This window comes from Halorientalis marina, from assembly GCF_023028345.1.
Classification (GTDB): Archaea; Halobacteriota; Halobacteria; order Halobacteriales; family Haloarculaceae; genus Halorientalis; species Halorientalis marina.
This window is the reverse complement of the sequence record NZ_CP095487.1, coordinates 3,397,020-3,419,005: the sequence shown is the minus strand read 5'-3', so window position 1 is coordinate 3,419,005 and position 21,986 is coordinate 3,397,020. Positions and strand designations below refer to the sequence as shown.

23 protein-coding genes are annotated in these 21,986 nt (G+C 69.3%); 6 read left to right on the top strand and 17 right to left on the bottom strand.

Annotation, left to right across the window (positions count from 1 at the left end; translation table 11 throughout):
* Window positions 1–40: 40 nt before the first annotated feature.
* The 13 genes from MUG96_RS17705 to MUG96_RS17645 all read right to left on the bottom strand — a co-directional run bounded on the left by MUG96_RS17705 (window position 41) and on the right by MUG96_RS17645 (window position 12,992).
* Window positions 41–196 carry a rubrerythrin-like domain-containing protein gene (locus MUG96_RS17705; protein ID WP_246984912.1) on the bottom strand — a complete coding sequence of 52 codons (156 nt, stop codon included), beginning with the start codon at window positions 194–196 and terminating at the stop codon, window positions 41–43.
* Window positions 197–457: 261 nt separating this feature from the next.
* Complete coding sequence (gene argF, locus MUG96_RS17700; protein WP_246984909.1) at window positions 458–1,360, bottom strand: ornithine carbamoyltransferase; 903 nt, start codon at window positions 1,358–1,360, stop codon at window positions 458–460.
* Window position 1,361: 1 nt separating this feature from the next.
* Complete coding sequence (locus MUG96_RS17695; RefSeq protein ID WP_246984907.1) at window positions 1,362–2,447, bottom strand: [LysW]-lysine hydrolase; 1,086 nt, start codon at window positions 2,445–2,447, stop codon at window positions 1,362–1,364.
* A complete protein-coding gene (locus MUG96_RS17690; protein WP_246984903.1) occupies window positions 2,444–3,571 on the bottom strand; it encodes an aspartate aminotransferase family protein in 1,128 nt (375 codons plus the stop codon). Before MUG96_RS17690 ends, MUG96_RS17695 begins: the two co-directional genes overlap by 4 nt.
* The gene (locus tag MUG96_RS17685) at window positions 3,568–4,401 is read right to left on the bottom strand and encodes an acetylglutamate/acetylaminoadipate kinase (protein WP_246984901.1); all 834 of its coding nucleotides are present in this window, start codon (window positions 4,399–4,401) and stop codon (window positions 3,568–3,570) included. Before MUG96_RS17685 ends, MUG96_RS17690 begins: the two co-directional genes overlap by 4 nt.
* A 14-nt stretch (window positions 4,402–4,415) precedes the next feature.
* The gene (argC, locus tag MUG96_RS17680; RefSeq protein ID WP_246984898.1) at window positions 4,416–5,522 is read right to left on the bottom strand and encodes an N-acetyl-gamma-glutamyl-phosphate reductase; all 1,107 of its coding nucleotides are present in this window, start codon (window positions 5,520–5,522) and stop codon (window positions 4,416–4,418) included.
* Window positions 5,522–6,382 (bottom strand): lysine biosynthesis protein LysX, encoded by an 861-nt coding sequence (lysX, locus tag MUG96_RS17675; protein WP_246984895.1) that lies wholly within the window; start codon window positions 6,380–6,382, stop codon window positions 5,522–5,524. Before lysX ends, argC begins: the two co-directional genes overlap by 1 nt.
* Before the next feature lie 142 nt (window positions 6,383–6,524).
* Window positions 6,525–6,689 (bottom strand): lysine biosynthesis protein LysW, encoded by a 165-nt coding sequence (gene lysW / locus MUG96_RS17670; protein WP_246984893.1) that lies wholly within the window; start codon window positions 6,687–6,689, stop codon window positions 6,525–6,527.
* A 186-nt stretch (window positions 6,690–6,875) separates the two neighbouring features.
* Window positions 6,876–8,501, bottom strand: coding sequence for an argininosuccinate lyase (gene argH, locus MUG96_RS17665; protein WP_246984891.1), 1,626 nt, complete (start codon window positions 8,499–8,501; stop codon window positions 6,876–6,878).
* Between the two features lie 4 nt (window positions 8,502–8,505).
* The gene (locus MUG96_RS17660) at window positions 8,506–9,750 is read right to left on the bottom strand and encodes an argininosuccinate synthase (RefSeq protein ID WP_246984888.1); all 1,245 of its coding nucleotides are present in this window, start codon (window positions 9,748–9,750) and stop codon (window positions 8,506–8,508) included.
* Between the two features lie 264 nt (window positions 9,751–10,014).
* Window positions 10,015–10,758 carry a DUF7345 domain-containing protein gene (locus MUG96_RS17655; protein ID WP_246984885.1) on the bottom strand — a complete coding sequence of 248 codons (744 nt, stop codon included), beginning with the start codon at window positions 10,756–10,758 and terminating at the stop codon, window positions 10,015–10,017.
* A gap of 51 nt (window positions 10,759–10,809) precedes the next feature.
* Window positions 10,810–11,670, bottom strand: coding sequence for a hypothetical protein (locus MUG96_RS17650; protein WP_246984883.1), 861 nt, complete (start codon window positions 11,668–11,670; stop codon window positions 10,810–10,812).
* A 155-nt stretch (window positions 11,671–11,825) separates the two neighbouring features.
* Complete coding sequence (locus tag MUG96_RS17645) at window positions 11,826–12,992, bottom strand: DUF7345 domain-containing protein (RefSeq protein ID WP_246984880.1); 1,167 nt, start codon at window positions 12,990–12,992, stop codon at window positions 11,826–11,828.
* A gap of 88 nt (window positions 12,993–13,080) precedes the next feature.
* On the opposite strand from MUG96_RS17645, the gene MUG96_RS17640 reads away from it, so the two are divergent.
* From MUG96_RS17640 to MUG96_RS17630, 3 genes are all read left to right on the top strand, one after another.
* Complete coding sequence (locus tag MUG96_RS17640; protein WP_246984878.1) at window positions 13,081–13,272, top strand: DUF7554 family protein; 192 nt, start codon at window positions 13,081–13,083, stop codon at window positions 13,270–13,272.
* A gap of 109 nt (window positions 13,273–13,381) precedes the next feature.
* Window positions 13,382–13,567, top strand: a complete 186-nt coding sequence (locus MUG96_RS17635; protein ID WP_246984876.1) for a hypothetical protein — start codon at window positions 13,382–13,384, stop codon at window positions 13,565–13,567.
* Window positions 13,568–13,608: 41 nt separating this feature from the next.
* Window positions 13,609–14,112, top strand: coding sequence for a 2'-5' RNA ligase family protein (locus MUG96_RS17630; RefSeq protein WP_246984874.1), 504 nt, complete (start codon window positions 13,609–13,611; stop codon window positions 14,110–14,112).
* 4 nt (window positions 14,113–14,116) lie between these two features.
* Here MUG96_RS17630 and MUG96_RS17625 read toward each other — a convergent pair whose 3' ends face one another.
* Entirely contained in the window at window positions 14,117–16,345 is a 2,229-nt protein-coding gene (locus MUG96_RS17625; protein ID WP_246984871.1) for an ATP-dependent DNA helicase, read from the bottom strand.
* Between the two features lie 95 nt (window positions 16,346–16,440).
* On the opposite strand from MUG96_RS17625, the gene MUG96_RS17620 reads away from it, so the two are divergent.
* Window positions 16,441–17,688 (top strand): hypothetical protein, encoded by a 1,248-nt coding sequence (locus MUG96_RS17620; RefSeq protein WP_246984868.1) that lies wholly within the window; start codon window positions 16,441–16,443, stop codon window positions 17,686–17,688.
* On the opposite strand, the gene MUG96_RS17615 is transcribed toward MUG96_RS17620, so the two are convergent.
* On the bottom strand, window positions 17,685–18,662 hold the full coding sequence (locus MUG96_RS17615) for a cation diffusion facilitator family transporter (protein WP_246984866.1): 978 nt from the start codon (window positions 18,660–18,662) through the stop codon (window positions 17,685–17,687). The two genes, MUG96_RS17620 and MUG96_RS17615, sit on opposite strands and share 4 nt — an antisense overlap.
* A 125-nt stretch (window positions 18,663–18,787) precedes the next feature.
* On the opposite strand from MUG96_RS17615, the gene MUG96_RS17610 reads away from it, so the two are divergent.
* On the top strand, window positions 18,788–19,297 hold the full coding sequence (locus MUG96_RS17610) for a metallophosphoesterase (RefSeq protein WP_246984864.1): 510 nt from the start codon (window positions 18,788–18,790) through the stop codon (window positions 19,295–19,297).
* Between the two features lie 292 nt (window positions 19,298–19,589).
* On the opposite strand, the gene MUG96_RS17605 is transcribed toward MUG96_RS17610, so the two are convergent.
* Entirely contained in the window at window positions 19,590–20,597 is a 1,008-nt protein-coding gene (locus tag MUG96_RS17605) for a winged helix-turn-helix domain-containing protein (RefSeq protein ID WP_246984862.1), read from the bottom strand.
* 144 nt (window positions 20,598–20,741) lie between these two features.
* On the opposite strand from MUG96_RS17605, the gene MUG96_RS17600 reads away from it, so the two are divergent.
* A complete protein-coding gene (locus MUG96_RS17600) occupies window positions 20,742–20,879 on the top strand; it encodes a DUF7859 family protein (RefSeq protein WP_246984860.1) in 138 nt (45 codons plus the stop codon).
* A 26-nt stretch (window positions 20,880–20,905) separates the two neighbouring features.
* Here MUG96_RS17600 and MUG96_RS17595 read toward each other — a convergent pair whose 3' ends face one another.
* Window positions 20,906–21,910, bottom strand: coding sequence for a threonine aldolase family protein (locus tag MUG96_RS17595; protein WP_246984858.1), 1,005 nt, complete (start codon window positions 21,908–21,910; stop codon window positions 20,906–20,908).
* Window positions 21,911–21,986: the final 76 nt, after the last annotated feature.

Here is a 21,986-nt window from a genome sequence, read left to right as displayed (position 1 = left end):
GCGCCCGCTCACCGGACTGCGACCCGTCGATGACCTGTCGTCACTCCGGCCGCGGTCGACTCAGATTCTGCATCATCGCCCCACATCCCGGACAGGTAGTGATCTTCTCGGCACTACAGAGCCGCTTTCCGCACTCGACACACTCGAACAGTCGCTCGGCGTCGTTACGGGGCGCTGGGTCTGATGGCGTCGGCATTGTGAAGAGGTAACATCCGACGTGCAATAACCCTTTTGTTCCGGCAGTAGACGAACGTACAACTATCTTGCGTCCATGTAGATAAATCCGGAAAGAAGCGCGCTCGCTACTGTCCGTCCAGCCACGCCAACAGTCCTTTCCGAGCCACCTTTTTCGCCTCAGGTGGCCTGGGGCCACCACTCGGCCAAAAACGTGGGCGAAAAAACCGAGCGCTCACTGCGTTCGCGCTCGGCGAACCGCGCCGCGAGACGGCGCGGTTACTCACTCCCGCTCGGCCAGCCACGCCAACAGCCCCTTCTGGGCGTGCAGGCGATTCTCCGCCTGGTCCCAGACGATGGCGTTGTCGCTTTCGAGGGCGTCGTCGGTCACTTCCTCGCCGCGGTGAGCGGGGAGACAGTGCATGAGCGGGCGGTCGCCGAGCAGGTCGGGCGTGACCTGGAACCCGTCGAAGTCGGCGAGTTTCTGCTCGCGCCGGTCTTCCTGCCCCATGCTGACCCAGACGTCGGTGTAGACGAGGTCGGCGTCCGCGACGGCCGCTTCGGGATCGGTCGCCAGATTGGGTTCGGTGCCGAGGCCAGCGGCGCGTTTCAACACGTCGTCGTCGATGCCGTAGCCCTCCGGCGTGGCGACCGTGCAGTCCAGGTCGACCATCGCCGCGCCCAGCACGAACGACTGGGCGACGTTGTTACCGTCGCCGACCCAGGCGACCGACACGTCCTCGAAGCCGCCGAACCGCTCGCGGATCGTCAGCAGGTCCGCGAGGGTCTGACAGGGGTGGGCGTCGTCGGTCAGCCCGTTGACGACGGGGACACTCGCGTACTCCGCGAGTTCGACCGCGTCGGCGTGGTCGAACACCCGCGCCATGATGAAATCGACGTACCGCGACACCGCGCGCGCGGTGTCCTTGATGGGCTCACCGTGGCCGAGGTGGATGTCCTCGGGGCCGAGGAAGATGGCGTGGCCGCCCAGCTGTGTCATTCCGGTCTCGAAGGAGATGCGGGTCCGCGTCGAGGGTTTCTCGAAGAGCATCCCGAGCGTCTGCTTGTCGAGGATGTCGTCGTTCCCGCCGTTCTCGTGGGCGGCCTTCAGGGCGGCCGCGCGGTCGAGGACGGTACCGAGTTCGTCGCGAGTCAGGTCGTCGATGTCGAGAAGCGAGCGTACCATGTCAGTCCTCCTGCAGGCGGTCGGCGACGGTTTCGAGGATATCGACCGAGCGGTCGTACTCAGCCAGAACGAGGTGTTCGTTGGGCGCGTGGTCGAGGTCGGAGTCGCCGGGGCCGTAGGTGACCATCGGACAGTCCCATACCTGTGCGTACACGTTCATATCGCTTGTGCCGGTCTTCCGGAGGAGGCGGGGGTCGCCGCCGGCCCCGCGGATGGCCGCGCGGAAGGCCCGCGCTACCGGCGTCCGGGGGCTCTCCATGACCGGTTCCACGCGGTCGTTCCAGTGGACGCGGTCGGCCACGTCGAGGTGCCCCTCCGTGATCTCGATGACCTCTTCGGTGTTCATCGACGGCGGGACGCGCAACTGCACCTCCATCGTCGCCTCGACCGAGAGGCCGTCCTCGGTGAGGCCGCCCTGAATCTTCGTCGGCTTGGGCGTCACGCGGTCGAAGACCGCGTCCCACTCGTCGCCGCCGAACTCCTCCTCGATGGCCGACCACCAGGCGATGGCGTCCTGGATGGCGTTGTTGTCCGGCCGCGAGGAGTGGCCCGACTCGCTCGTGGCGACGTAGGTACCGCCGACGAGGCCGCGATAGCCGAGCGTGATCCCCTCCCAGCCGGAGGGTTCGCCGTTGACCACCGCGTCGGGTTCGGTCTCGCGGTCATCGACGAGGTAGCGGCCGCCCTTCGAGTCGACCTCCTCGCCGACGACGCCGGCGAAGGAGACGCCGGTGCGGACCGCGGCGACGGCCATCGCCGCCAGCGGCCCCTTCGCGTCGACGCTTCCACGACCCCACAGCGCCGGCTCGTCGCCGTCCTGGGCGGCGCGGATCTCCACGGGCACGTCGCCGGGCACCGTGTCGATGTGGGAGGTCAGGAGGGCGCTGTCGTCTGCCGGCGCGCGGACGTTGCCGACCTCGTCGATCCACACCTCGCGGTCGTGTTCCTCGAAAAAGCCCTTCAGTACCGCAGCGGCCTCGCCCTCCTCGCGGGTGACCGACGGCGTCGAGACGAGGTCGACGAGCAGCTGGCGGGCCTCGCCCTGCACGTCGATGTCGCTCGAACTCGTGAACTGCGCGTCGCTCACAGCACCACCTCCGCCATCGCGTCGACGACCGCGTCGGCTTCGTCCTCGCCCACGGTCAGCGGCGGGAGCAGGCGTACGACCGTCCGACCCGCCGGGAGCGCGAGGATGCCGTGGTTCAGGGCCAGTTCCTTGAGGACTTTGTTGGCGCCGCGGCCGACCTCGACGCCGATCATCAGGCCCTCACCGCGGATCTCGCGGACCTCGTCGCCGAGCGCGTCCTCCAGGGACTCCTGCAGGTACGCCCCCACGTCGGCGGCGTGGCCCGCGATGTCCTCCCCGACGATGGTCTCGACGGTCGCTTTCGAGGCCGCGGAGACGACCGGGCCGCCGGAGAACGTCGAGGCGTGGGAGCCGTAGTTCTCGGCGATCCACTCGCGACACAGCGTCGCGCCGACGGGCAGGCCGTTGCCGAGCCCCTTGGCACTCGTTATCATGTCCGGAACCACGTCGGCCCATTCGGAGGCCCACAGCGTCCCGGTCCGGCCCATGCCGGTCTGGACCTCGTCGAAGATCAGCGCGGCGCCGTTGGTCGCCGTCTCGACGCGGGCGGTCTGGAGGAACTCCTCGCTCGCGGGGTTGATGCCACCCTCGCCCTGGATGGGCTCGACGATGACCGCCGCGGTGTCGTCGTCGACCGCCTCGGTCATGGCCTCGGGGTCGTCGTACGGGACGAACTCCACGTCGCCGATGAGCGGCTCGTAGGGTTTCTTGTACTTGTCCTTCCAGGTGGTGGCGAGCGAGCCCATCGTCCGGCCGTGGAAGCCACGCATCGTCGCGATGATCTTCGAGTTCCCCGTCGCCGAACGGGCGAATTTCAGCGCCGCTTCGTTGGCTTCGGTGCCGGAGTTACAGAGCCAGGTGTAGTCGATGTCGCCCGGCGCCGTCTCGGCCAGTAGCTCGTACAGCTCGGTCCGGACGTCGACGGGGTAGGACGCCTGCACGTAGGTCAGGTCGTCGAACTGCTCGTGGACGGCCTCGTTCACCGCCGGGTGGTTGTGACCCAGCGGGACACAGGCGTAGCTCGCGCCCATGTCGAGGTACTCGGTGCCGTCCGTGCCGTAGACGTACGCGCCGTCGCCCGATTCGATCTCGATGGGTTTCTCGTTGAAGACGAATCCCGTCATTGTTCCTCCAGTGCGCTGTCGTACAGATGCGTCCCGTCGCCGTCGAGCGCCGCCAGTACCGGCTCGTCCGCGTTCGCGTCCGCGACGACCACTTCGGGTGCGCCGCCGTCGAGCGCCTCCTCGGCGGCCATGACCTTCCGGCTCATGAAGCCCTCGGCGGCCGCTTCGAGGGTCTCCCACTCGTCGGCCGTCTCGACGGTCTCGATGAGCGTCGCCTCGTCGTCGGGGTCCGCGAGGATGCCCGGCACGTCCGTCAGGAGGACGAGCCGCGCGTCCAAGGCGGCCGCGATGGCCGCCGCCGAGCGGTCGGCGTCGGTGTTGACCGGCACGACCTCGTCGTCGTCGGCACCGGCCATCGGCGGACTCGCGACCGGGACGTAGTTGCCGTCCAGCAGCGAGTCCAGCAGGTCCGTGTTGACCTCCCTGATGCTCCCGGAGTGGTCGCCGCGCTTGATCTTCTTCTTGCCGTCCTCGACGACCCGGACCGCGGATTTGCGGGGACCGTGGAGGAGCTTCCCGTCGACGCCGTTGAGACCGACGGCGTCCACGCCGAGGCTCTGCAGGCCGGCGACCAGCTGGGTGTTGAGGTGGCCGAAGACCATCTCGAACACCTCCATCGTGTCGGCGTCGGTGAAGCGGCCGACGACGCCGTCCGGCGTCTCGACGTACTCGGCGGGCATGCCGAGGCGTTCGAGGGTGTCGTCGACGGCCGTCGAGCCGCCGTGGACGACCACCACGTCCTCGCCGTCGTCGTACAGCGATGCGACGTCCGCCAGTGCGCCCGCCGGGTCGACCGCGCGAGCGCCGCCGACTTTGATGACTACAGTCATGTGAGTACCTCCAGCTAGGGCGCACCCACCGGGTGCAGGCCGGCGAACTCCAGGCCGGCGGTCTCCTCCAGGCCGAGCGCGACGTTGGCCGCGTGGACGGCCTGGCCCGCCGAGCCCTTCATCATGTTGTCGATGGCCGAGAAGACCACCAGCCGCTTGTTGCCGGGGTCGAGCTCGAACCCGACCTCCGCCTTGTTCGTCCCCGCGACGGCCTTCGGCTCGGGGTAGCGGTAGACGCCACCGCCGCCGGCCACGAGGTCGACGAACGGCTCGTCCTCGTACTGTCCGCGGTACGCTCCCCAGAGGTCCCCCTTCGAGACCGGCCCGTCCGGGAAGACGTGACACGTCGCGCTCGCGCCGCGGATCATGTCCACCGCGTGGACGGTAAACGATACGTCGATACCGAGGAACTGCTCGATTTCGGCCTCGTGGCGGTGGCCCGTCGGCGCGTACGGGCGGACGACGCCCGAACGCTCGGGGTGGGAGGACGCTTCGCCGCCGCCGGCACCGCCCTCGGAGGACCCCACTTTCACGTCGACGACGACCTGCTCGTCGTTACCAGAACTCGAAGAGTTCTGGTCGCCTGCTGAGCTTTGCTCAGCATCGCCGCCGAGAATATCCGCCTCGAACAGCGGGAGCAGGCCCAGGATGGTCGCCGTGGCGTTACAGCCGCCGGAGGCGACGATCTCCGCACCCTCGAGGTTGTCGCGGTTGAGTTCCGGCAGGGCGTACTCGGCCTTGTCGAGCAGTTCGGGGCGGTCGTGGCCGTCGTACCACTCGTCGTACTGCCCCTCGGTGTCGAGGCGGAAGTCCGCCGAGAGGTCGACGACGGTCCCGGCGGCCTCGCGGAAGCGGTCGATGCGCTCCATCGAGACGCCGTGGGGCGTCGCCGCGAACAGCACGTCCACCGACTCGAGGTCCTCGGGGTCGGAAAAGCGGAGGTCCATCCCCCGGAGGTTCGGGTGCTGGTGGCCGACGGTCTTGTTCGTGTAGCTGCGACTCGTCGCCTGGACCACCTCGAACTCGGGGTGGCCCGAGAGCAGGCGCAGGAGTTCGCCGCCGGTGAACCCGGAGCCGCCGACCACGGAGGCCGTCAGCGAGGGTTCGCCGTCCGCGGACATCAGGCACGCACCTCCTGCTCGACCTTGCCTTCGAGCCAGTCGACGACCGCCGCGGGCACGTCGACGTCGGTCACCTCGTTCAGCGCCTTGAACTCGACGGTGTGATTGACCTCGTGGACGGTGTAGCCGTCGGGCGTTTCCATGAGATCGACGCCGAGCAGACCGCCGCCGACCGCCTCGGAGGCCCGCTTCACGAGGTCGCGGGCTTCGTCGTCCAGTTCGAACTCGGCGGTGTCGGCGCCTTTCGCGGCGTTGGTCAGCCAGTGATCCGAGGAGCGGACCATCGCGGCGACGGGCTCGCCGTCGGTCGCCAGCACGCGGATATCGCGCCCGCCCTTCTCGACGAACTCCTGGACGTAGAACACCTTGTGCTCGTAGTGGCCGAGCGTCTCCTTGTGTTCGAGGATGGCTTCGGCGGCGTTGCGGCTGTCGATTTTCGCCATCAGGCGTCCCCAGCTACCCACGACCGGCTTGAGCACGCAGGGGTAGCCGAAGTCCTCGATGGCGTCCAGGGCGCTGTCGACGGTGAACGCGACCGTCGTGTCCGGCGTCGGGACGTCGCTTTCCAGCAGCGCGAGGGTGTTTTTGGCCTTGTCCGCGCACACGTCGGCGGTCGCCGGACCGTTGACGACCGGCACGTCGTAGGAATCGACGAAGTGACTCGCGTAGATGGAGCGACTGGTCGCCAGGCAGCGGTCGACCACGATATCGACGCCGTCGAAGACCTCGGGGGTGTCCCCGAGGGTGAACTGCTCCCTGCGGACGTCGATTTTCGTCACGTCGTGGTCACGGTCGCGAAGCTCCGAGAGCAGGAGTTTCTCGTCTTTGCGGATGCGGGAGTAGAGTATGCCAACGTTCACGCGAATTCCTCCGAGATGAGCGTGTGCTCGTCGGCGTTCGCTCCGACGATGTTCACGCGAGCCACCGGGGGTGGCGAGTGTGTGTTCCAGTTCATGATGTCACCAGCCGCCGGGGGCCGGAAACCCGTCGCCGGCCCTCACGTCACTCGCCCCAGTCCTCTTCGAGTTCTGGGGCCGTCTCGAGGGCCGCGGGGTCTGTGTCGACGACTTCCAGCTCCGCACCGCAGGTGGCACAGTCGACGATCTCTCCCACTTCGAGGTCGTCGTGCAGGGTCACGTCGGCCCCACACTCGGGACATTCGGTCATCGTACCTCTCACTCGCCACTATATCTACTTAAACCCTTCGGACTTGTCGGCGAGGAGTAACGACGCAAACTACCGTCTAACCGTGGATATTCCGACACTCGGACGATCTCGCTATCTCTGTATCATAATTCTGGTATATGTGCCCCTCGCGGGGGTCGGGGTCGGGCCCGTGGGTGAGTCGACGCCTCAGACATACGACGCCACCTCCGTCCGGAGCCGTTCGTCGGCCGCCGAAAGCGCCTCGTGGGTCGTCGCCAGCGTCTCCCGGTCGGCGTCGAGGTCCGCGGCCGCGGTCGCCACCTGCGCCGCCACGGCCTCGGGCGCAGGGCCGCCCGCCGAGTCGCGGCTCGCGACGCTCGCGGTCGGGTCCAGCGCGTCCTCGACTTCCGCGCGGCCGACGTAGGCCGAAAGCGACTCGTCGAGGACGTCCTCGGCGGCCGCCGCGAACGCGTCGTAGTCCGGGTCCGGTGTCGACTCCGCTACGTGGGCCACCAGTTCGTGGGCCGTCCGGAAGGGGACGCCGGACATCGCGAGCAGGTCCGCGACGCCGGTCGCCGTCGAGAACCCCGCGCCGGCCTCCCGCGCGAGCAGGTCCGCGTTCCACTCTGCGGTCGCGACCGCGCCCGCTGCCACTTCCGTCGCCTCGATCACGGCGTCGACGGCGTCCCAGCCGTACTGGCCGGCGCGCTGGAGGTCGCGGTTGTACGCCCGCGGGAGCCCCTTCAGCGTCGTCAGCAGGCCCGAAACCGCGCTGTGGGCGTCGCCCGCCCGCGCCCGGACCAACTCCAGCGTGTCCGGGTTCTTCTTCTGGGGCATGATCGAGGAGGTCGACGAGTAGTCGTCAGCGAGGTCGACGTAGCCGTCGTTGGCGAAGACGACGACGTCCTCGGCGAGTCCGGACAGCGTCGTCGCGAGGTTCGACAGCGCCGTCGTCGCCTCCAGCAGGAAGTCGCGCGCGGACGCGGCGTCCATCGAGTTGTCCAGCACGGTGTCGAACCCCAGCAACGAGGCCGTGCGCTCGCGGTCGATGTCGAACGGCGTGCCGGCGAACGCGGCCGCGCCCAGCGGCGACCGGTTGGTGCGGTCGTAGGCCGCCAGCAACCGCTCGGTGTCGCGGGCCAGCGCCCGCTCGTAGGAGAGGAGGTAGTGGCCCACCGTCGTCGGCTGCGCGTACTGGAGGTGGGTGAAGCCCGGCATTAGCGTCTCCGCGTGGTCCTCGGCGCACTCCAGCAACTGCTCGCGAGCGCCCACGACCGTCTCCACGGCGTCGAGCAGGTCCCCGCGTAAGCGGTAGCGGATACAGGCCGCCACCTCGTCGTTGCGCGAGCGTGCGGTGTGCATCCGCCCGCCCGACGGCCCGACGCGCTCGATGACCGCCGTCTCGATGGCGGCGTGGACGTCCTCGCCCTCGGGCAGCGCGCCGTGGCCTGCTTCCTCGACGTCGTCGAGCGCCGCGAGGATGTCGCCCGCGTCGGACTCGTCGACGATGCCCTGCTCGGCCAGCATCACGACGTGGGCGCGGTCCACCGCGAGGTCGGCGGCGAAGATGCGCTCGTCCGCGACCAGCGACGAGAGGAATCCACGGGCGGGGCCGCCGCTGAAGCGGTCGCGGCGGACCACGTCCCCGGGAGCGTCAGCGACCGGGGGCTCGTCGGAGCTTGCTCCGACGGTGTCCCCGCGAGCCTGCGAGCGGGGAGTCGAGGAGCGTTGCTCCTCGCTCCCACGGTCGCCGCCGGCGTCGTGGCTCCCGCTGTCGCCGTCCGCGTCGCCGCCGGCGTCACCGGTCGCCTCGTCCGTGGGGTCCTCGCTCATCGTGTTACTCGTAGTCGGTGATCGTCTTCTCCGCGGCCGCGTCCTCGGCCGCCTCGCTCACCTTGTTCGCCAGGCGCTCCTGGAAGCCGTGGTACTTCGCGACGCCGGTCGCGTCGGCCTGCTCGATGTCGTCGGTGACCGCCTCGGTGTTGAACGAGGCCTGGCCCTCCGCGTAGCAGGCGTACTCGCTTTCACGCCCCACGGGACGGGCCTGCCCGCCCTGGAGCTTGACCGTGACCGTGCCCGTCACGCGCGTCTGGGTCTCGTCGATGAACCCTTCCAGCGCGCGGAACAGCGGCGCCTTCACGAGGCCCTGATACCCCTTCTCGGCCCACTCCTGGTCGATGCTCGTCTTGAAACTGCGCTCCTCTTTGGTCAGGACGAGCCCTTCCAGCGCCTCGTGAGCGTTCAGCAGCACCGACGCGGCCGGGTGCTCGTAGTTCTCCCGCACCTTGAGGCCGAGCATCCGGTCTTCCATCGTATCGGTGCGGCCGACGCCGTGGGCACCGGCGACGTCGTTGAGGTGGTCGATGATCTCGACGGGAGTCATCTCCTCGCCGTCGATAGCGACCGGAACGCCCTCCTCGAAGGTCAGTTCGAGGAGTTCCGGCTCCGCACTGCCCGGTTCCTGGGTCCAGTCGTAGATCTCCTCGCCGGGGACGTACGCGGGGTCTTCGAGTTCCGAGCCCTCGACCGAGCGGCTCCAGAGGTTCGTGTCGATGCTGAAGCGGCCGCCGTCGCCGCCCTCGACGGGCAGGCCCTTCTCGTCGGCGTACTCCTGTTCCCACTCGCGGGTCAGGCCGAGTTCGCGGACGGGCGCGTGAACGTTCAGGTCGGAGTCGCGCCAGACCGTCTCGAAGCGGAGCTGGTCGTTGCCCTTCCCCGTACAGCCGTGGGCGAGGGCGCTACAGCCCTGCTCCTCCGCGACTTCGAGGATGGCGCTGGCGATGACGGGCCGGGCGAGCGCGGTCCCCAGGGGGTAGCCCTGGTAGGTGGCGTTGGCCTTGACCGCGTCCATACAGAGGTCGGCGAACTCGGCTTTCGCGTCGACGACGTAGTGGTCGAGGCCGAGCGCCTCGGCGGTTTCCTCGGCTTCGTCGAACTCCTCGGCCGGCTGGCCGACGTCGACGGTGACGCCGATGACGTCGTCGTAACCGTACTCTTCCTGGAGGAGCGGGACACAGACTGTGGTGTCGAGCCCGCCGGAGAAGGCGAGCGCGACGGTTCCGGAGTGATCGTTCGCTGGCATGGGTGTGTGGTTGATGTCGAGTGTGATGTCGGGTTCGGTTGCGATGCGACGGTGTCCAATCGGTGGACAGCGTGAAACGGAACGTCCGTCGTGGAAATGAAGTGGAGGCGGGCCTAACGGCCCGGTCGTCGCGGTCGGCGTCGGAAAAGCGGGACGGGCCCGGCGCTGACGGCCGCTCGCTCGTCGGCGCGGCGGGTCCGGGTCATGTACCCGTTCCTACTGGCAGAGTCGTATTAAAAAGTTCCGAGACGGGCGAGTCCGTGGTTACTGGTCCCGTGCCACGAGGGCCGCCACCGAGAGCAGCGCGAGGACAGCGAGTGCCGCGCCGAACCCGGGGCCGCTCCCCGCGGTCGTGCCGCCGTCGGTCTCCGTGCCACCGTCGGTCGCAGTGCCGCCGCCGGGCGGCGTGGCCGTCGCCATCGGCGTCTCCGGCGACGAGGCCGTCACCTCGAACCCGTCGAGGGACGTGCCCGCGTCCCAGGTCGCCGAGCCGTCGCCCGTGCCGTCCGGCGCGGGCGTCGCGTCGAGGTCGTAGCCGTCCGGCGCCGCGACGCGGAACTGCCGGTCCGGCTCGAAGCCGCTGGCGAACGGCTCGGTCACGACCAGCCGGTCGCCCTCGGCGGCCGCCAGTCCCGTCCAGGTGACCGACTGCTCGACGACGCCGGTGTCGCCCTCGGTTCGGAACGCGATGCTGGCGTCAGTGACCGCCATCTCGCGCCCGGTCGCGTTCTCGGCGTCGGCCGCGACGCCCGCCATCCGGTCGCGGAACCGCGTCCGGAACCGCTCGCTGGCCGCGTCGTCGTCACGGAGTTCGGCGAAGGCGTCGCTCTCGTTGTCGTTCGTCAGATCGAACGTCGTCGTCACCGTCACGGTCGCCGACCCGTCCGCCGCCAGGTCGACCGCGAACGATTCCTCGTTCGCGCCCTGTGTCGCGCCCGCGACGGGCGTCACCGTTCCGACGACGACGAGCCCGATCAGTACCAGACCCGCTGCTGTCTTCTCGTACACGATACCGTTCGGTCGATAGGGGAGATGAAAAGTCCGGTGGCCGTCGTGCCGTTATCGGCCGCCGCGGTCGCTGCCGCCGCCACGGTTCCCGCCCGCGTCCGTGTCGGTGTCGCCGTCGGTCGTCTGCTCGTCGCTCATGTCGTCGTCGGTCGTCCGTTCGTCGTCAGGCGTCCGCTCGCCGTCCATGCCGCCGTCGGTCGTCCGGTCATCGTCCGGCGTCCGCTCGCCGTCCATGCCGCCGTCGGTCGGCGTCGCGTCGTCACCGTCACTGGCACCACCGCGGTCTGCGTCGGTCCCGCGGTCCGCGCCGCGGTCCGCCTGCTCGGGCCGCTCGCCGGCGATGCTCCGGGCGATCTCGGCGACTTCCTGGCCGGTCAGGTTCCGTGCACTGTCCCGGAGCTGCTGGATCGCGCTCGCGTTGACGCCCTTGGATTCGAGAAGCTCAGCGGGCAGTCCCTCGGAGGCGTTGGCCGTGTCGTTCGCGGTTCGCTGGACGTTGTCGCTCCGGGCCGCGAGTTCGGCGATCCGGGCCGCGTACTGCCCCTGGCTGATCGACCCGTTCTCGCGAGCCTCACGCAGTTGCTCGCGCCGTTCGCTCAGATTCTCCACGCGCTCGCGGCTCTCGTTTACCTTCTGCGCGATGAGTTCGGCGCGTGCCTCGTCGCTGCCGGCCCGGTCCACGGCCAGCCCGAACGCTCGCGACTCGACTTCGCCTTCGAGTTCGGCTTCACCGACGCCGACGACGCCCGACAGTCGCTCGCCGGGCGCGACGCTCGCGTTCGATTCGTTCGCTGCCGTCTGGGCGCTCGCCGCGCCGTCGTCCGAACTCTGTACGAGGCCCGCCGCCGGAACCGCCGCCACGGTCCCGACGAGGACCAGGACCGCCACGGTCGCCATACTGATTCGTCGCATCGTACTTCCGGATAGGGACCACTACTGCATATAAACACCAGACGCTAACCCCGAATCAAGCCGGATTAAGCAGATTCGATACGGATTCGAAACCTTTCACGTCTGTCGATTTCCCCGGAACAATCAAAAAACGAACATATGAACCACCGACCGATTTATATGTCATCTTCGTCCGGGAGCGAGACGACGTTCTCGCGGCCGAGTCGGAACACCTCGACTGCGTCGTCCTCGCGGAGGCCCGTGACGACCTGGCTGGTCTTGGCGTCGGTCCAGTCGAGTTCGCCGGCGATCTCCTGCTGTTTGATGCGGCCGCCCCGTTCCTCCAGGAGTTCGAGGACGCGTTCCTCGTTGCTCAGCAGTTCCTCGGGCGGGCTGTCCCCGGCCGCGTCGCCGTCGCCGCTCCCGTCCTCCCCGTCACTGCCGGCCCCGGCCGCCGGCATCGACTCGTCCTCATCGCGGCGGCGGGCGAGGACGACCGCGCCGCCGAGGACGGCGACGACGACGACGGCGAGTCCCACGAGTAGGAACGACGAGCTATCTTCGGCCGTGCCGTCGTCAGGACCTCCGGGGCCGTCGGTGGTCGCCGTCGCAGGCGCGGTCGTCGAGACGGCGACACGGGGACCGGCCGCCGAGAAGGACCGGCGCCCCTGCCAGACGACTTCGGTCGCCGCCTGCTCGTCCGCCGGCGGGTCCACGGTGACGGTGTTGTACCCCTCGGGCCAGGCGACGGTCAGTTGGGTCTCGCCGTCGAGGAAGAAGCCGCCGAGCGCGTCGCCGATGCGCAGCGTGGTCTCGTTGGCCGCCGCGAAGTTCGTCCACGTGAACTCGTAGCGGACGACGCCGTACTCGGCACCGAGGTCCTGGCGCTCGGTCTCGACGGTGACGGCTTCGACGGCCATCTCGCGCCCGGTCGCGTTCTCGGCGGCCCGGACCGTCCGACGCATCCGGTCGGTGAACCGGTCGGTGAACGGCGTCGGGTCCTCGCGGATGTCGGCGGCCACGGACTCGAAGGCGTCGGTCGTGTTCCGGTCGTCCAGCCGGACGAGGTACTCGATCCGCCAGTGGGCGGTCCCGTTCGCGGCGACGTCGGCTCGCAGGAGGACCGTGTCTGGGTCGACCGTCTGCGTCGACGCGAGCCGGTCGGGCTGGACCGATACCGGTTCGACTGACGCCTGCGCGACCGGCACCGACTCGACGGCGCGGTCGTCCTCGCCCGTGGACGCGCGGCCCGACTCGGCCCCGCCGACGACCGTGCCGACTGCCGGCGAGGCGACGAGAACGAGGGCAACGACGACGGGGACGACGGTCCGGCGGAGTTCCATCGACTCGCGGTATCGGCTCCGCGTTCAAAGGCGTTGTTGCCGTCGGCGGGCCACAAGACGTATCTCCCCGCCGGCGGTCTCCCCGGGCATGGACATCCGTGGTGCCCTCGATGCCGAGGACCTGTTGAAGATAGTTCTCCTGCTCGTTATCGTCTGGATCGCCGTCGAGATCGTCGGCGAGATCGTCGGCAGTCTCGCCGGCCTGCTCGGTCCCTTCCAGCCGATTCTCGGGCTGATAATCGTCGTTCTGATCGTGCTCTGGTTGCTCGACCGCATCTGAATCGCGGAGCCCCGTCACGGGCGGACGCCCCCGTTACCGACCGAGACCCCCGAATACGAGGCAGTGGCTTTTTGGTACTGCCAGTCGTGCTGTGTGGCAAGGGGTACACATGGGGGAAGTCACAGCCAAGAAAGTGCGTAACCTCGGGATTTTCCTGGGGCTGGGCCTGCTACAGCTGATCGTCGTGTTCGAGGGACTGGCCGAGTACTTCGGTATCACAGCGGGGTTGCTGGAGATCCAGTTCATCCTGCTGGGGTTCGTCGCGGCCGGCCTGTTTTTCATTTCGACGTTCTGACCGGCAAGCTTTAACCGCTAACCTCGCCCAGCCACGGGTACGTGTACAGCGTCAACGTTCCGGTGCCGTCGACCGTCGCCGCGCTCGCCGGCGACCTCGCCAGTGACCTCACCAGGGCCCGGACGCGCCGCCGCGGGACGCACACCCTCGTCGCCAAGCGACTGCCCGGCGACCAGCCGTACGCACAGGTCGAGGCCCGCGCCCGCGAGGTCCTGCGCGGCACGCCCGCCTTCGAGGCCCGGATCGACGGGCTCGGCGTCTTCGAGACGGCCGTCATCGGCCCCTCTCCGGTCGTCTACCTCCACGTCGAGAGCCCCGGCCTCCGGGACCTCCACGCCCGCCTCGTCGAGGCGTTCGAGCCCGTCCCCGACTTCGAGGGCGACGACTACACCCCCCACGTCACGGTCGCGCGCGGCGGCGACCCGGAGGCGGCCTACGCCCTCGCCGAGCGGTCGGTCGAGTCCTACGAGTGGGTCGTCGACGAACTCGCCTTCTGGGACGCCGAGCGCGACCGGACCATCAGCCGCGTCTCCCTGCCGGCCTGAGCCGTCAGGGGTTCGGCGGGTCGCCGTCGTAGGCGTCCATGTCGCCGTAGAAGTTGAGGAGTGCGAACTGCAGTTTCTCGGGGTCGATGTCGATCATCTCTCCCCGCTCCTCGGGCGGGAACGTCTCGCGAACGGTGTACTGCCCCATCTCGGTCTCGCCGGCGCGCGTGTACCGCTTGTCGACGAGGACACGGGTCCCGAAGTCCGCTGGAGAGCGCACCACCCGCCCGAGCGCCTGCCTGGTCTTCCGGACCGTGGGAATCTCGACGGCGTACTCCCAGCCCGCGTCCGCCCCGCCGTTGGACGTGGTCCCACGACCCTCCGAGCCGTGCTCGGAGACGCCAAACGCGCCGTCGTAGGCGTCCTGGACGGCTTCCATCCGGTCGTCGAGGTGCGGGTACGGGACGCCGACGACGATCACCGACCGGGCGTCGTCGTCGTCGAAACTCACCCCCTCCGTGAGCGTGCCCCACAGCGAAGTAAAGAGCGCGCCGTCCGTCCCGGCGGTGAACTCCTCGCGGAGGTCCTTCGCGCGGGTCGCCGGCTCGTCGAGGTACAGGTCCGCGTCCACGTTCGGGCCGTCGCGGAGCCGGTCGTAGTACCGTTCCGCCTCGCCGTAGGAGGGGAAGAAGGCGAGCGTGTTCCCCGGCGTCATCCGGATGGCGTCCTCCAGCACGCCCGTTATTTCCTCCTGGACGGCTGGGTCGTCGCGTTTGTTCGAGAAGAGGGCGGGCGCCTCGACGGCGTAAGTGCGGCGCCGCTCCTCCGGGAACTGCGCGCCGTAGGCCATCGTCGCGGGGTCGTCAAGGCCGAGCACGTCCTCGGTCACGTCGAAGGGCCGCAGGGTCGCGCTCATCAGGACGCTCGCGTGGAGTTCGTCGAACAGCGTCCGCGTCACGCGCTGTGGGATGCAGGTGTACAGCTCCGCGCGACCGTACACGTCGCCGCCGTCACCGCGGCGGAGGGAGACGACCGGGTACTGGCCGTGGTCGGCGCTCTCGTCCATCCACGAGGCGACGAAGTTCGCGACCTGGAGGGTCTGACACTCCCGTCGGGTGTCGATCTCGCCCTGTTTGTAGGCCTCCGCGTAGCCCTCGTCCAGGTCCTGGCCCAGCGAGAGGGCCTGCTCGACGTCGTGTTCGATGCCGGGGCCGGTGTAGGACCGCAGGAAGGCGAGCGTCAGGTCGTCGCGGCCCTCGTCGTTGGTGATGGTGAGGTCGTGCCAGTTGTCGCCGACCTGCTCGCGCTCGCCGAAGGCCAGGGTCTCCTCGTAGGTCTCGACGAGCGCGGTCCGGAACGCCCGGACGACGTTTCCGGCGTACTCGGCGCGGGCGTCGTCGCTCTCGGCCAGTTCGTCCAGCGCCGAGTCGAGCGTCGTCTCCGTGAGGGTGCGGGTCGCGTGGTCGCGGGCGGCGCCTTCGACGTTGTGGGCCTCGTCGAAGACGGCGATGACGTCCTCGGGGTCCCGTCCCAGCCACCGGAAGAAGTGCTCGCGGATCGTCGGGTCGAGCAGGTGGTGGTAGTTACAGACCACGAGGTCGACGCCCTCCATCCCCTCCTTGAGGAGTTCGTACCCACAGAGCCCCTGGGCGTGTGCGTACTCGTAGATCTCGTCGGGGTCGCGCACGTCCGAAAACAGCCACTCGTAGAAGGCGTCCGTGTCCGCAGTCAGGTTGTTGTAGTAGTACTCACAGACGTTCTCGTCGTCGATATCGTCGATCTCCTCGGCGAGGCCTTCGAGTTCGTCCACGACCGCCCCGCGGGCTTCGGCGGCCTCGCTCTCGCCCTCCTGGCTCGCCTCTAGCAGTTCCTGCTCGCGTGCTTCGAGGTCGGCGCGGTCCTCCTCCTTGTCGACGAGGTCCCGCGTCGTATCCCTGAGGGCCTGACACTCCTCGTAGCCCACGTCGATGTGACACATCGACCCTTTCCCGCGGAAGACGACGGCACGAATCGGCTCCTGGTCGGTGATGGCGCCGGCCTCCTCGATGAACTGGCGGGTCTGCTGGTGGACGTTGGTGGTGATGACGACCGTCTTGTTCGTCTCGCGGGCGTACTCCAGCGCGGGCACGAGCGCGGCCAGGGTCTTCCCCGTCCCCGTGGCTCCCTCGAAGAGCACGTCCCGTGACTCCCCGAGCGCGTCGTAGATGCCCGCCATCGCGTCGCGCTGGTGGTCGTACGGCTCCGCGTACGGGAAAAAGCGGAGGTAGCCCGGAGCAGCGTCGTCGGTCGCCACGGGGCACTCTTGGCCCCTCCCGGACAAAAACTCTCGCCACCCCCATCCGGCCCCGATTCGCCACCATTATGTCGACTCCGAGACATTACCGGGCGATGCGACGAGCTATCGCGACGCTGGCACTGGCCGCCTGTCTCGTCCTCGCAGGCTGTTCCGGCGGCGGGTCGGGCACGGCTACGTCGCCGGCGACCGCCGACACGCCGGCCGTGACGGAGGCCGAGACGACCGAGGCCAGGGGAGAACCGACGACGCCGACCGCGACACCGACCGCGGGGGCCGACCTGACGCTCGAACCGGGCGCCCGCGTAGCGCCGTCGGCGCTCGCCGCGGCCCACGCCGCGGTGCTCGACGGGCGCAGTTTCTCGTACGTCGAGCGCGGCCCCGCGGGGGAGTTCACCACGACGGTCGGCGAGCGCGGGCTGGTCGCCGAAACGCGCCCGCGGCTCGACACACAGTACGGCACCGCGGACACCGTCTACCGGCGTGACCGGGACGACGGCGGGAGCATCCGCCACGTCGCCAGACCGCGGACCCGCTCGGCAAAGAACGGGACGGCGGTCCTCGCCCGCCTCGGGACCGACCTGGTGGTCGCCGAGACGGTCGACCGCGACGGCGAGCGGCGGTACGTGCTGGAGACCGGCGTCGACCCCGCCGAGGTGCCGGACCGGACCGAGTACGCCCGACTCGTCGTCGACGAGCGTGGCCTCGTCCGGAACTTCTCTGCCGGCGTCGTCCGTGATGGAACGGTCGCGTTCGAGGAGTCCTTCGAAGTCACCGACCTCGGCAGTGCCTCGGTCGACGCGCCCGACTGGGTCGGACTGGTCGCGGACGGGTCGGTCGACGCGGCCACCGGCGTCGGGACGGCGGTCGTCGTCCACGAGGAGACGGGCGCGCGGCTGACGGTGACGGCCCCCGTCGACACCCTCGACAGCGTCTCCCTCCAGCGGTCGCAGGAACCAGTGTTCACCGACCCCGAGACGCCGCTCGGGCGGGCGGCGGTCACGCCATACCTCACCACTGACGTCAGTGGCCCCTACCGGAACGCGACGGTCCGGCTCCCCTACGACGAGTCAGCTATCCCGGACGGTGCCGCGGAGGGGAACCTCTCGCTGTACGTCTACAACGAGACCGTCGGGACGTACCTTCCGCTGAACACCTCGGTCGATACCGACGCCGACGTCCTCGTCGCCACCGAAGCGCCCGAGGTCCGGTACTCGACCGGCGGCGGCCCGGAGCGGACGGTCACGCCGCGGGTCGTGGCACGCGACTCGCTGTCCATCGTCGTCGGTGCCCACGTCCCCACCTACATCGAGGCGCTCCGCGAGCGGGCGCCCCAGGGTTAGGCGGCCGACGACCCCGGATTCTCCTCGGTCTCGGGTTCGACGTAGACCTTCCTGATGTTGGGGTCGATCTCCTTGAGTGCCCGTTCGATGGCCGTGATGTAGTCGTCGAGGTTCTCGGTGTCGAGCCCCTCGTCGAAGCCAACGTCGGCGGTGACGAGGACGTTCGCCGGGCCGAAGTAGACCGTCCGGAAGTCCGCCACCTTCGCGACGCCCTCCTGGCCTTTCAGCGCCGTCAGCAGTTCCTCCTCGTCCTCGGTGGGGAGGCTCTCGCCGAGCAGGAGCCGTTTGTTCTCCCAGGCGAGCGCGATGGCAAAGCCCATCAGCAGGAGACCGATGAGGAGCGCGGAGGCGGCGTCGAACAGCGGGTTCCCGGTCGTCCGCGTCAGGAAGATGCCGAACAGGGCGATGCCGGCCCCGGCCATCGCGATGAAGTCCTCCGTGAGGGCCGTCAGCGTCGTCACGTCCGAGGTCTTCCGGAAGGCCTCGCGGTAGCCGCTCCAGTCGTGGAGTTCGATCTGGCGTTTCATCTCCGCGTTGGCCTTCTTCAGTGCGTACGCCTCGAAGACGATGGCACCGATCAGGACCGTGTAGTTGACGAAGACGGCGTCGAAGGTGATGTCCAGCACGGGGAGCGTGGCCGAACTCGCCCGGTGGACGCCGCCCTGGGTGAGCGCGCTGTACCCGTGTTTGGCCGACTCCCAGCCGGCGATGCCGAAGAGGAGCACGGAGACGAGGAAGGCGTAGAAGAACTGCGCCTTGCCGTAGCCGAAGGGGTGGCGTTCGTCGGCGGACCGCCCGCCGTACCGGATGCCGATGAGCAGAAACACCTGGTTGCCGGTGTCGGAGATGGAGTGGTAGGTCTCCGAGAGCATCGCCGGGCTCCCGGTGAGCAGAAACCCGACGAACTTCAGGATCGCGATGGCTCCGTTCGCGATCAGCGCCGCGATAACGACCCCTTTGCTGTTGCCTGCCATTGTCGGCCTCACACCCGGGGGGCGGAAATGCGTTCTGGACCGAACCTGACAGCGCGGTTTCACACGGTCAGACGAACTGGATCCGGTCCCCGCCGTCTTTTGTTCGCCGGCCCGTAGCCGGCGGTATGCTCACCGTGGTCTCCGATACGCACGCGACCGACGACCACTGCCTGACCGGCCGCACGCTCGAGGCGGTCCGGGACGCCGAGTTCGTCGTCCACGCCGGCGATTTCAATACCGAGACCGTGCTCGACGCCTTTCTGGAAGCGAACGGCTCGCTCGCGGGCGTTGTCGGGAACAACGACGGCCCGCGAGTCCGGGACCGCCTGCCGAAAAAGCGAATCGTCGCGGCCGAGGGAATCCGCCTCGTCGTCGTTCACGGTCACGAACACACCGACACGGCACTGGACTTGCTCGGGCGTCAGGAGGGTGCCGACCTGCTCGTCGTCGGCCACTCCCATCGGCCTGGGTTCCGCGAGGCCGGCGACGTGCCCGTTCTCAACCCCGGGAGCCACGCCCAGCCGCGCCAGTACCGGCCGGCACACGCGGAACTGGAGCGGGAGGGCGACGCCGTCGCGGGACGGCTGCTGGACCCGGACGGGACCGTCTTCGAGGAGTTCCGGGTCGGCGACTGACTGCGAGACGGAGAACGAGCGTGCGCCCGTGGCGGCAACCTGCGGGGACGAGCGGAGGGCCGAAGCGCGGACAGCGGGGCCGGGCGACGCGTGGTCGCCAGCGGGGCCGAAGCGTGGCGGGGCCGAAACGCGGTGGGACCGAACCGCGATGTGGGTCGACAGGCGAGCGGTCGGGCCGAAGCCTGCGGGGGTGGTCGCGGGCGCACTTCCGAGTACGCGGGATACCTAAAAGTAGCCGGCGTAGAGTCAAAGAGCCATTTGACGCATCCGGAATCCGGCCGCTGTCGGCCGATCAGTTGGTGGCGTACCAGAGCGCGGCGCCGATACAGAGCGCGGTCGCGCCGCCGAGGAAAAAGAGGAGGCCGGGCTCGCCGAAGGCGGCCAGCACGTCGATACCCTGCTGGGCCGCGTCGGTCGCGTTCGCGGCGGTCGTGTTGACGGCCTCCGTGGCCGTCCGCTCCGCGCCATCGACCGGCGCGTCGGTGGGAGTCGCCCCGTCCGGAGCGGTCTGGGGCGGGGCTTCGGTCGGGGCTTCGGTCGGGGCCTCGGTCGCGGCGGGTTCGGTCGTGTACGCGCCCTCGATGGGTTCGGTCTCGGTGGCCGACGGCATGGCCGTCTCGCCCCCGCCGGATTCGGGTGCGGCGGTCGGCGTGACGGTTTCGGGCTCGGCTTCGGTCACCTCGGCGACGTTGAACGCGTCGCCGTCTTCGGTTCCGTTCGCGCGGGCGGAGACGTCCGGTTCGGCCGCCGTCGTCGCGGTGGAGTCGTTCGCGCCGGCACCGCCGCCCGCGGCGGGGGCGCCGCCGGTGCCGCCGCCGTCCTCGCCCCCGGTCGGGGCCGGCGCCGTCCCGCTGTCCAGGACGCCCTGTCCGAACAGCGCCTGGACGGCGAGGGAGGCGACGGCGAGGATTCCGAGGCTGCCCAGCAGCCGGGAGAGCGCGGCCCTGATCCCGGTGGTCTGGTCCTCGTCGCCGGCGAAGATGACCAGCGGGCGGTCGGCGGGCGCGTAGACGTTCATCTCCCGGCCCTTCTCGGAGTAGACCGTGTCGATGACCTCGATGGCGCCGGCCGCTTCGAGTTTCTCGATGTGGTACTGTGCGTTCTGGAGGGAGGTCCCGACCCTGTCGGCGACTTCGGCGGGGGGTGCGGGGTCGCGGTGGAGTTCCGACAGCAACTCCCTGGCGGTGTCGGAGGACAGCGCGGAGAGGACGTCGTCGGCGTCGTCACTGTCGACGCCGATGACGCGAGGGTCCGCCTCCTCCGCCGCGGAGGTGTCGGGTTCGGAGGGCAACAGCGACATCGTCCGCCCGTATGAGAGCCCACGGCATGAATTTTGTCACTCGACGGACGACCCTGTTCGTGGCTGCTAACCCCCTCTCACCGTCGGTCTCGCCGCCGGTGTCGCGTCGAAACGACTTTCAGCGGCGGCGGCGAACCACGCGATATGGTTCAGGTCGATCCGGTACTGGTGGGCATCGTCGTCGTGATGCTCGTCGTCGTCTTCGCCGTCTATCTGTTCCTCCGCCGCATCGCGACGGGGTTCAAAGAGGGTGTCCAGCAGGGCCGGGGCGGGAACCAGTAGCCGCTCGTCCGCGGCCGGGACGATTCTCACGTGCCCGCGGCCCGTTCGACGGCCGCGTCCACGTCATCGTCGGTCACGTCCCAGTGCGTACAGCACCGCAGGACGTGGTCGTCGAACGGGACCGCCAGCACGCCCGCCTCCGCCCACTCGTCCAGCACCGTCTCGGCCGGGCGTTCGGTCTCGACGAGGACGATGTTCGTCTCCGGTTCCCGTGCGGTGAGGCCGTCGAGGTCGTCCAGTCCCGCCGCGAGCCGGCGGGCGCGCTCGTGGTCGATGGCGAGTGCGTCCCGGCGGTCCAGCGCCCGGAGCGCCGGCGCGGCGATCATGCCGGCCTGTCGCATCCCGCCGCCCATGAGTTTCCGGACGCGGTGCGCGCGCTCGACGAACCCGTCGCTGCCCGCGAGGACGGACCCGACCGGTGCGCCCAGCCCCTTCGAGAGACAGCACAGTACCGAATCCACCTCGCGTGTGAACCGCGACGGGGGCACGTCGTGGGCGACGGCGGCGTTCCAGAGCCGTGCACCGTCGAGGTGGACCGGCACGCCGTGGTCGTGGGCGGCGTCCGCGGCGGCGTCGATCTTCTCGGGCGCGATAGCGATACCGCCCTTACTGTTGTGCGTGTTCTCCAGCGCCAGCAGGCCGGTTCCGGGCCGGTGGTCGTCTTCCTCGACGTAGCCCGCCCGCACGTCCGCGGGATCGATGACGCCGCGGTCGCCGCCGTCGACGGTCCGGGGCTGACACTCGGCGTGCTGGGCGACGCCCGCGAGTTCCCACTTGTAGACGTGGCTCTCGCGTTCGAGCAGGACCTCCTGGCCGCGGTCGGTGTGGACGCGGGCGGCGATCTGGTTGCCCATCGTCCCCGAGGGAACGAACAGCGCATCGTCCGTGCCCAGCACCGCGGCGGCGCGGGCTTCCAGTTCGTTGACCGTCGGGTCCTCGCCGTACACGTCGTCGCCGACCGCGGCGTCGCGGGCGGCCTCCCGCATCGCGTCGCTGGGCTTCGTGACGGTGTCGCTCCGCAGGTCGATCATGGGTCGCCTTCCGCCGCGCGAGCTAAAAATCCGCTGCCGGCCCGGACTCCTGCATCCGAAAACGGTTTTCGCGGCC

Bases quoted from the DNA above. Each gene is read 5' to 3' on its own strand.
- MUG96_RS17645 (WP_246984880.1), bottom strand. From the start codon at position 12,992: ATGGAACTCCGCCGGACCGTCGTCCCCGTCGTCGTTGCCCTCGTTCTC.
- MUG96_RS17660 (WP_246984888.1), bottom strand. From the start codon at position 9,750: ATGCCAGCGAACGATCACTCCGGAACCGTCGCGCTCGCCTTCTCCGGC.
- MUG96_RS17635 (WP_246984876.1), top strand. From the start codon at position 13,382: ATGGGGGAAGTCACAGCCAAGAAAGTGCGTAACCTCGGGATTTTCCTG.
- MUG96_RS17610 (WP_246984864.1), top strand. From the start codon at position 18,788: ATGCTCACCGTGGTCTCCGATACGCACGCGACCGACGACCACTGCCTG.
- MUG96_RS17690 (WP_246984903.1), bottom strand. From the start codon at position 3,571: ATGACGGGATTCGTCTTCAACGAGAAACCCATCGAGATCGAATCGGGC.
- MUG96_RS17595 (WP_246984858.1), bottom strand. From the start codon at position 21,910: ATGATCGACCTGCGGAGCGACACCGTCACGAAGCCCAGCGACGCGATG.
- MUG96_RS17605 (WP_246984862.1), bottom strand. From the start codon at position 20,597: ATGTCGCTGTTGCCCTCCGAACCCGACACCTCCGCGGCGGAGGAGGCG.
- MUG96_RS17640 (WP_246984878.1), top strand. From the start codon at position 13,081: ATGGACATCCGTGGTGCCCTCGATGCCGAGGACCTGTTGAAGATAGTT.
- MUG96_RS17620 (WP_246984868.1), top strand. From the start codon at position 16,441: ATGCGACGAGCTATCGCGACGCTGGCACTGGCCGCCTGTCTCGTCCTC.
- MUG96_RS17685 (WP_246984901.1), bottom strand. From the start codon at position 4,401: ATGACTGTAGTCATCAAAGTCGGCGGCGCTCGCGCGGTCGACCCGGCG.
- MUG96_RS17600 (WP_246984860.1), top strand. From the start codon at position 20,742: ATGGTTCAGGTCGATCCGGTACTGGTGGGCATCGTCGTCGTGATGCTC.
- argC (WP_246984898.1), bottom strand. From the start codon at position 5,522: ATGTCCGCGGACGGCGAACCCTCGCTGACGGCCTCCGTGGTCGGCGGC.
- MUG96_RS17705 (WP_246984912.1), bottom strand. From the start codon at position 196: ATGCCGACGCCATCAGACCCAGCGCCCCGTAACGACGCCGAGCGACTG.
- argH (WP_246984891.1), bottom strand. From the start codon at position 8,501: ATGAGCGAGGACCCCACGGACGAGGCGACCGGTGACGCCGGCGGCGAC.
- argF (WP_246984909.1), bottom strand. From the start codon at position 1,360: ATGGTACGCTCGCTTCTCGACATCGACGACCTGACTCGCGACGAACTC.
- MUG96_RS17650 (WP_246984883.1), bottom strand. From the start codon at position 11,670: ATGCGACGAATCAGTATGGCGACCGTGGCGGTCCTGGTCCTCGTCGGG.
- lysW (WP_246984893.1), bottom strand. From the start codon at position 6,689: ATGACCGAATGTCCCGAGTGTGGGGCCGACGTGACCCTGCACGACGAC.
- MUG96_RS17615 (WP_246984866.1), bottom strand. From the start codon at position 18,662: ATGGCAGGCAACAGCAAAGGGGTCGTTATCGCGGCGCTGATCGCGAAC.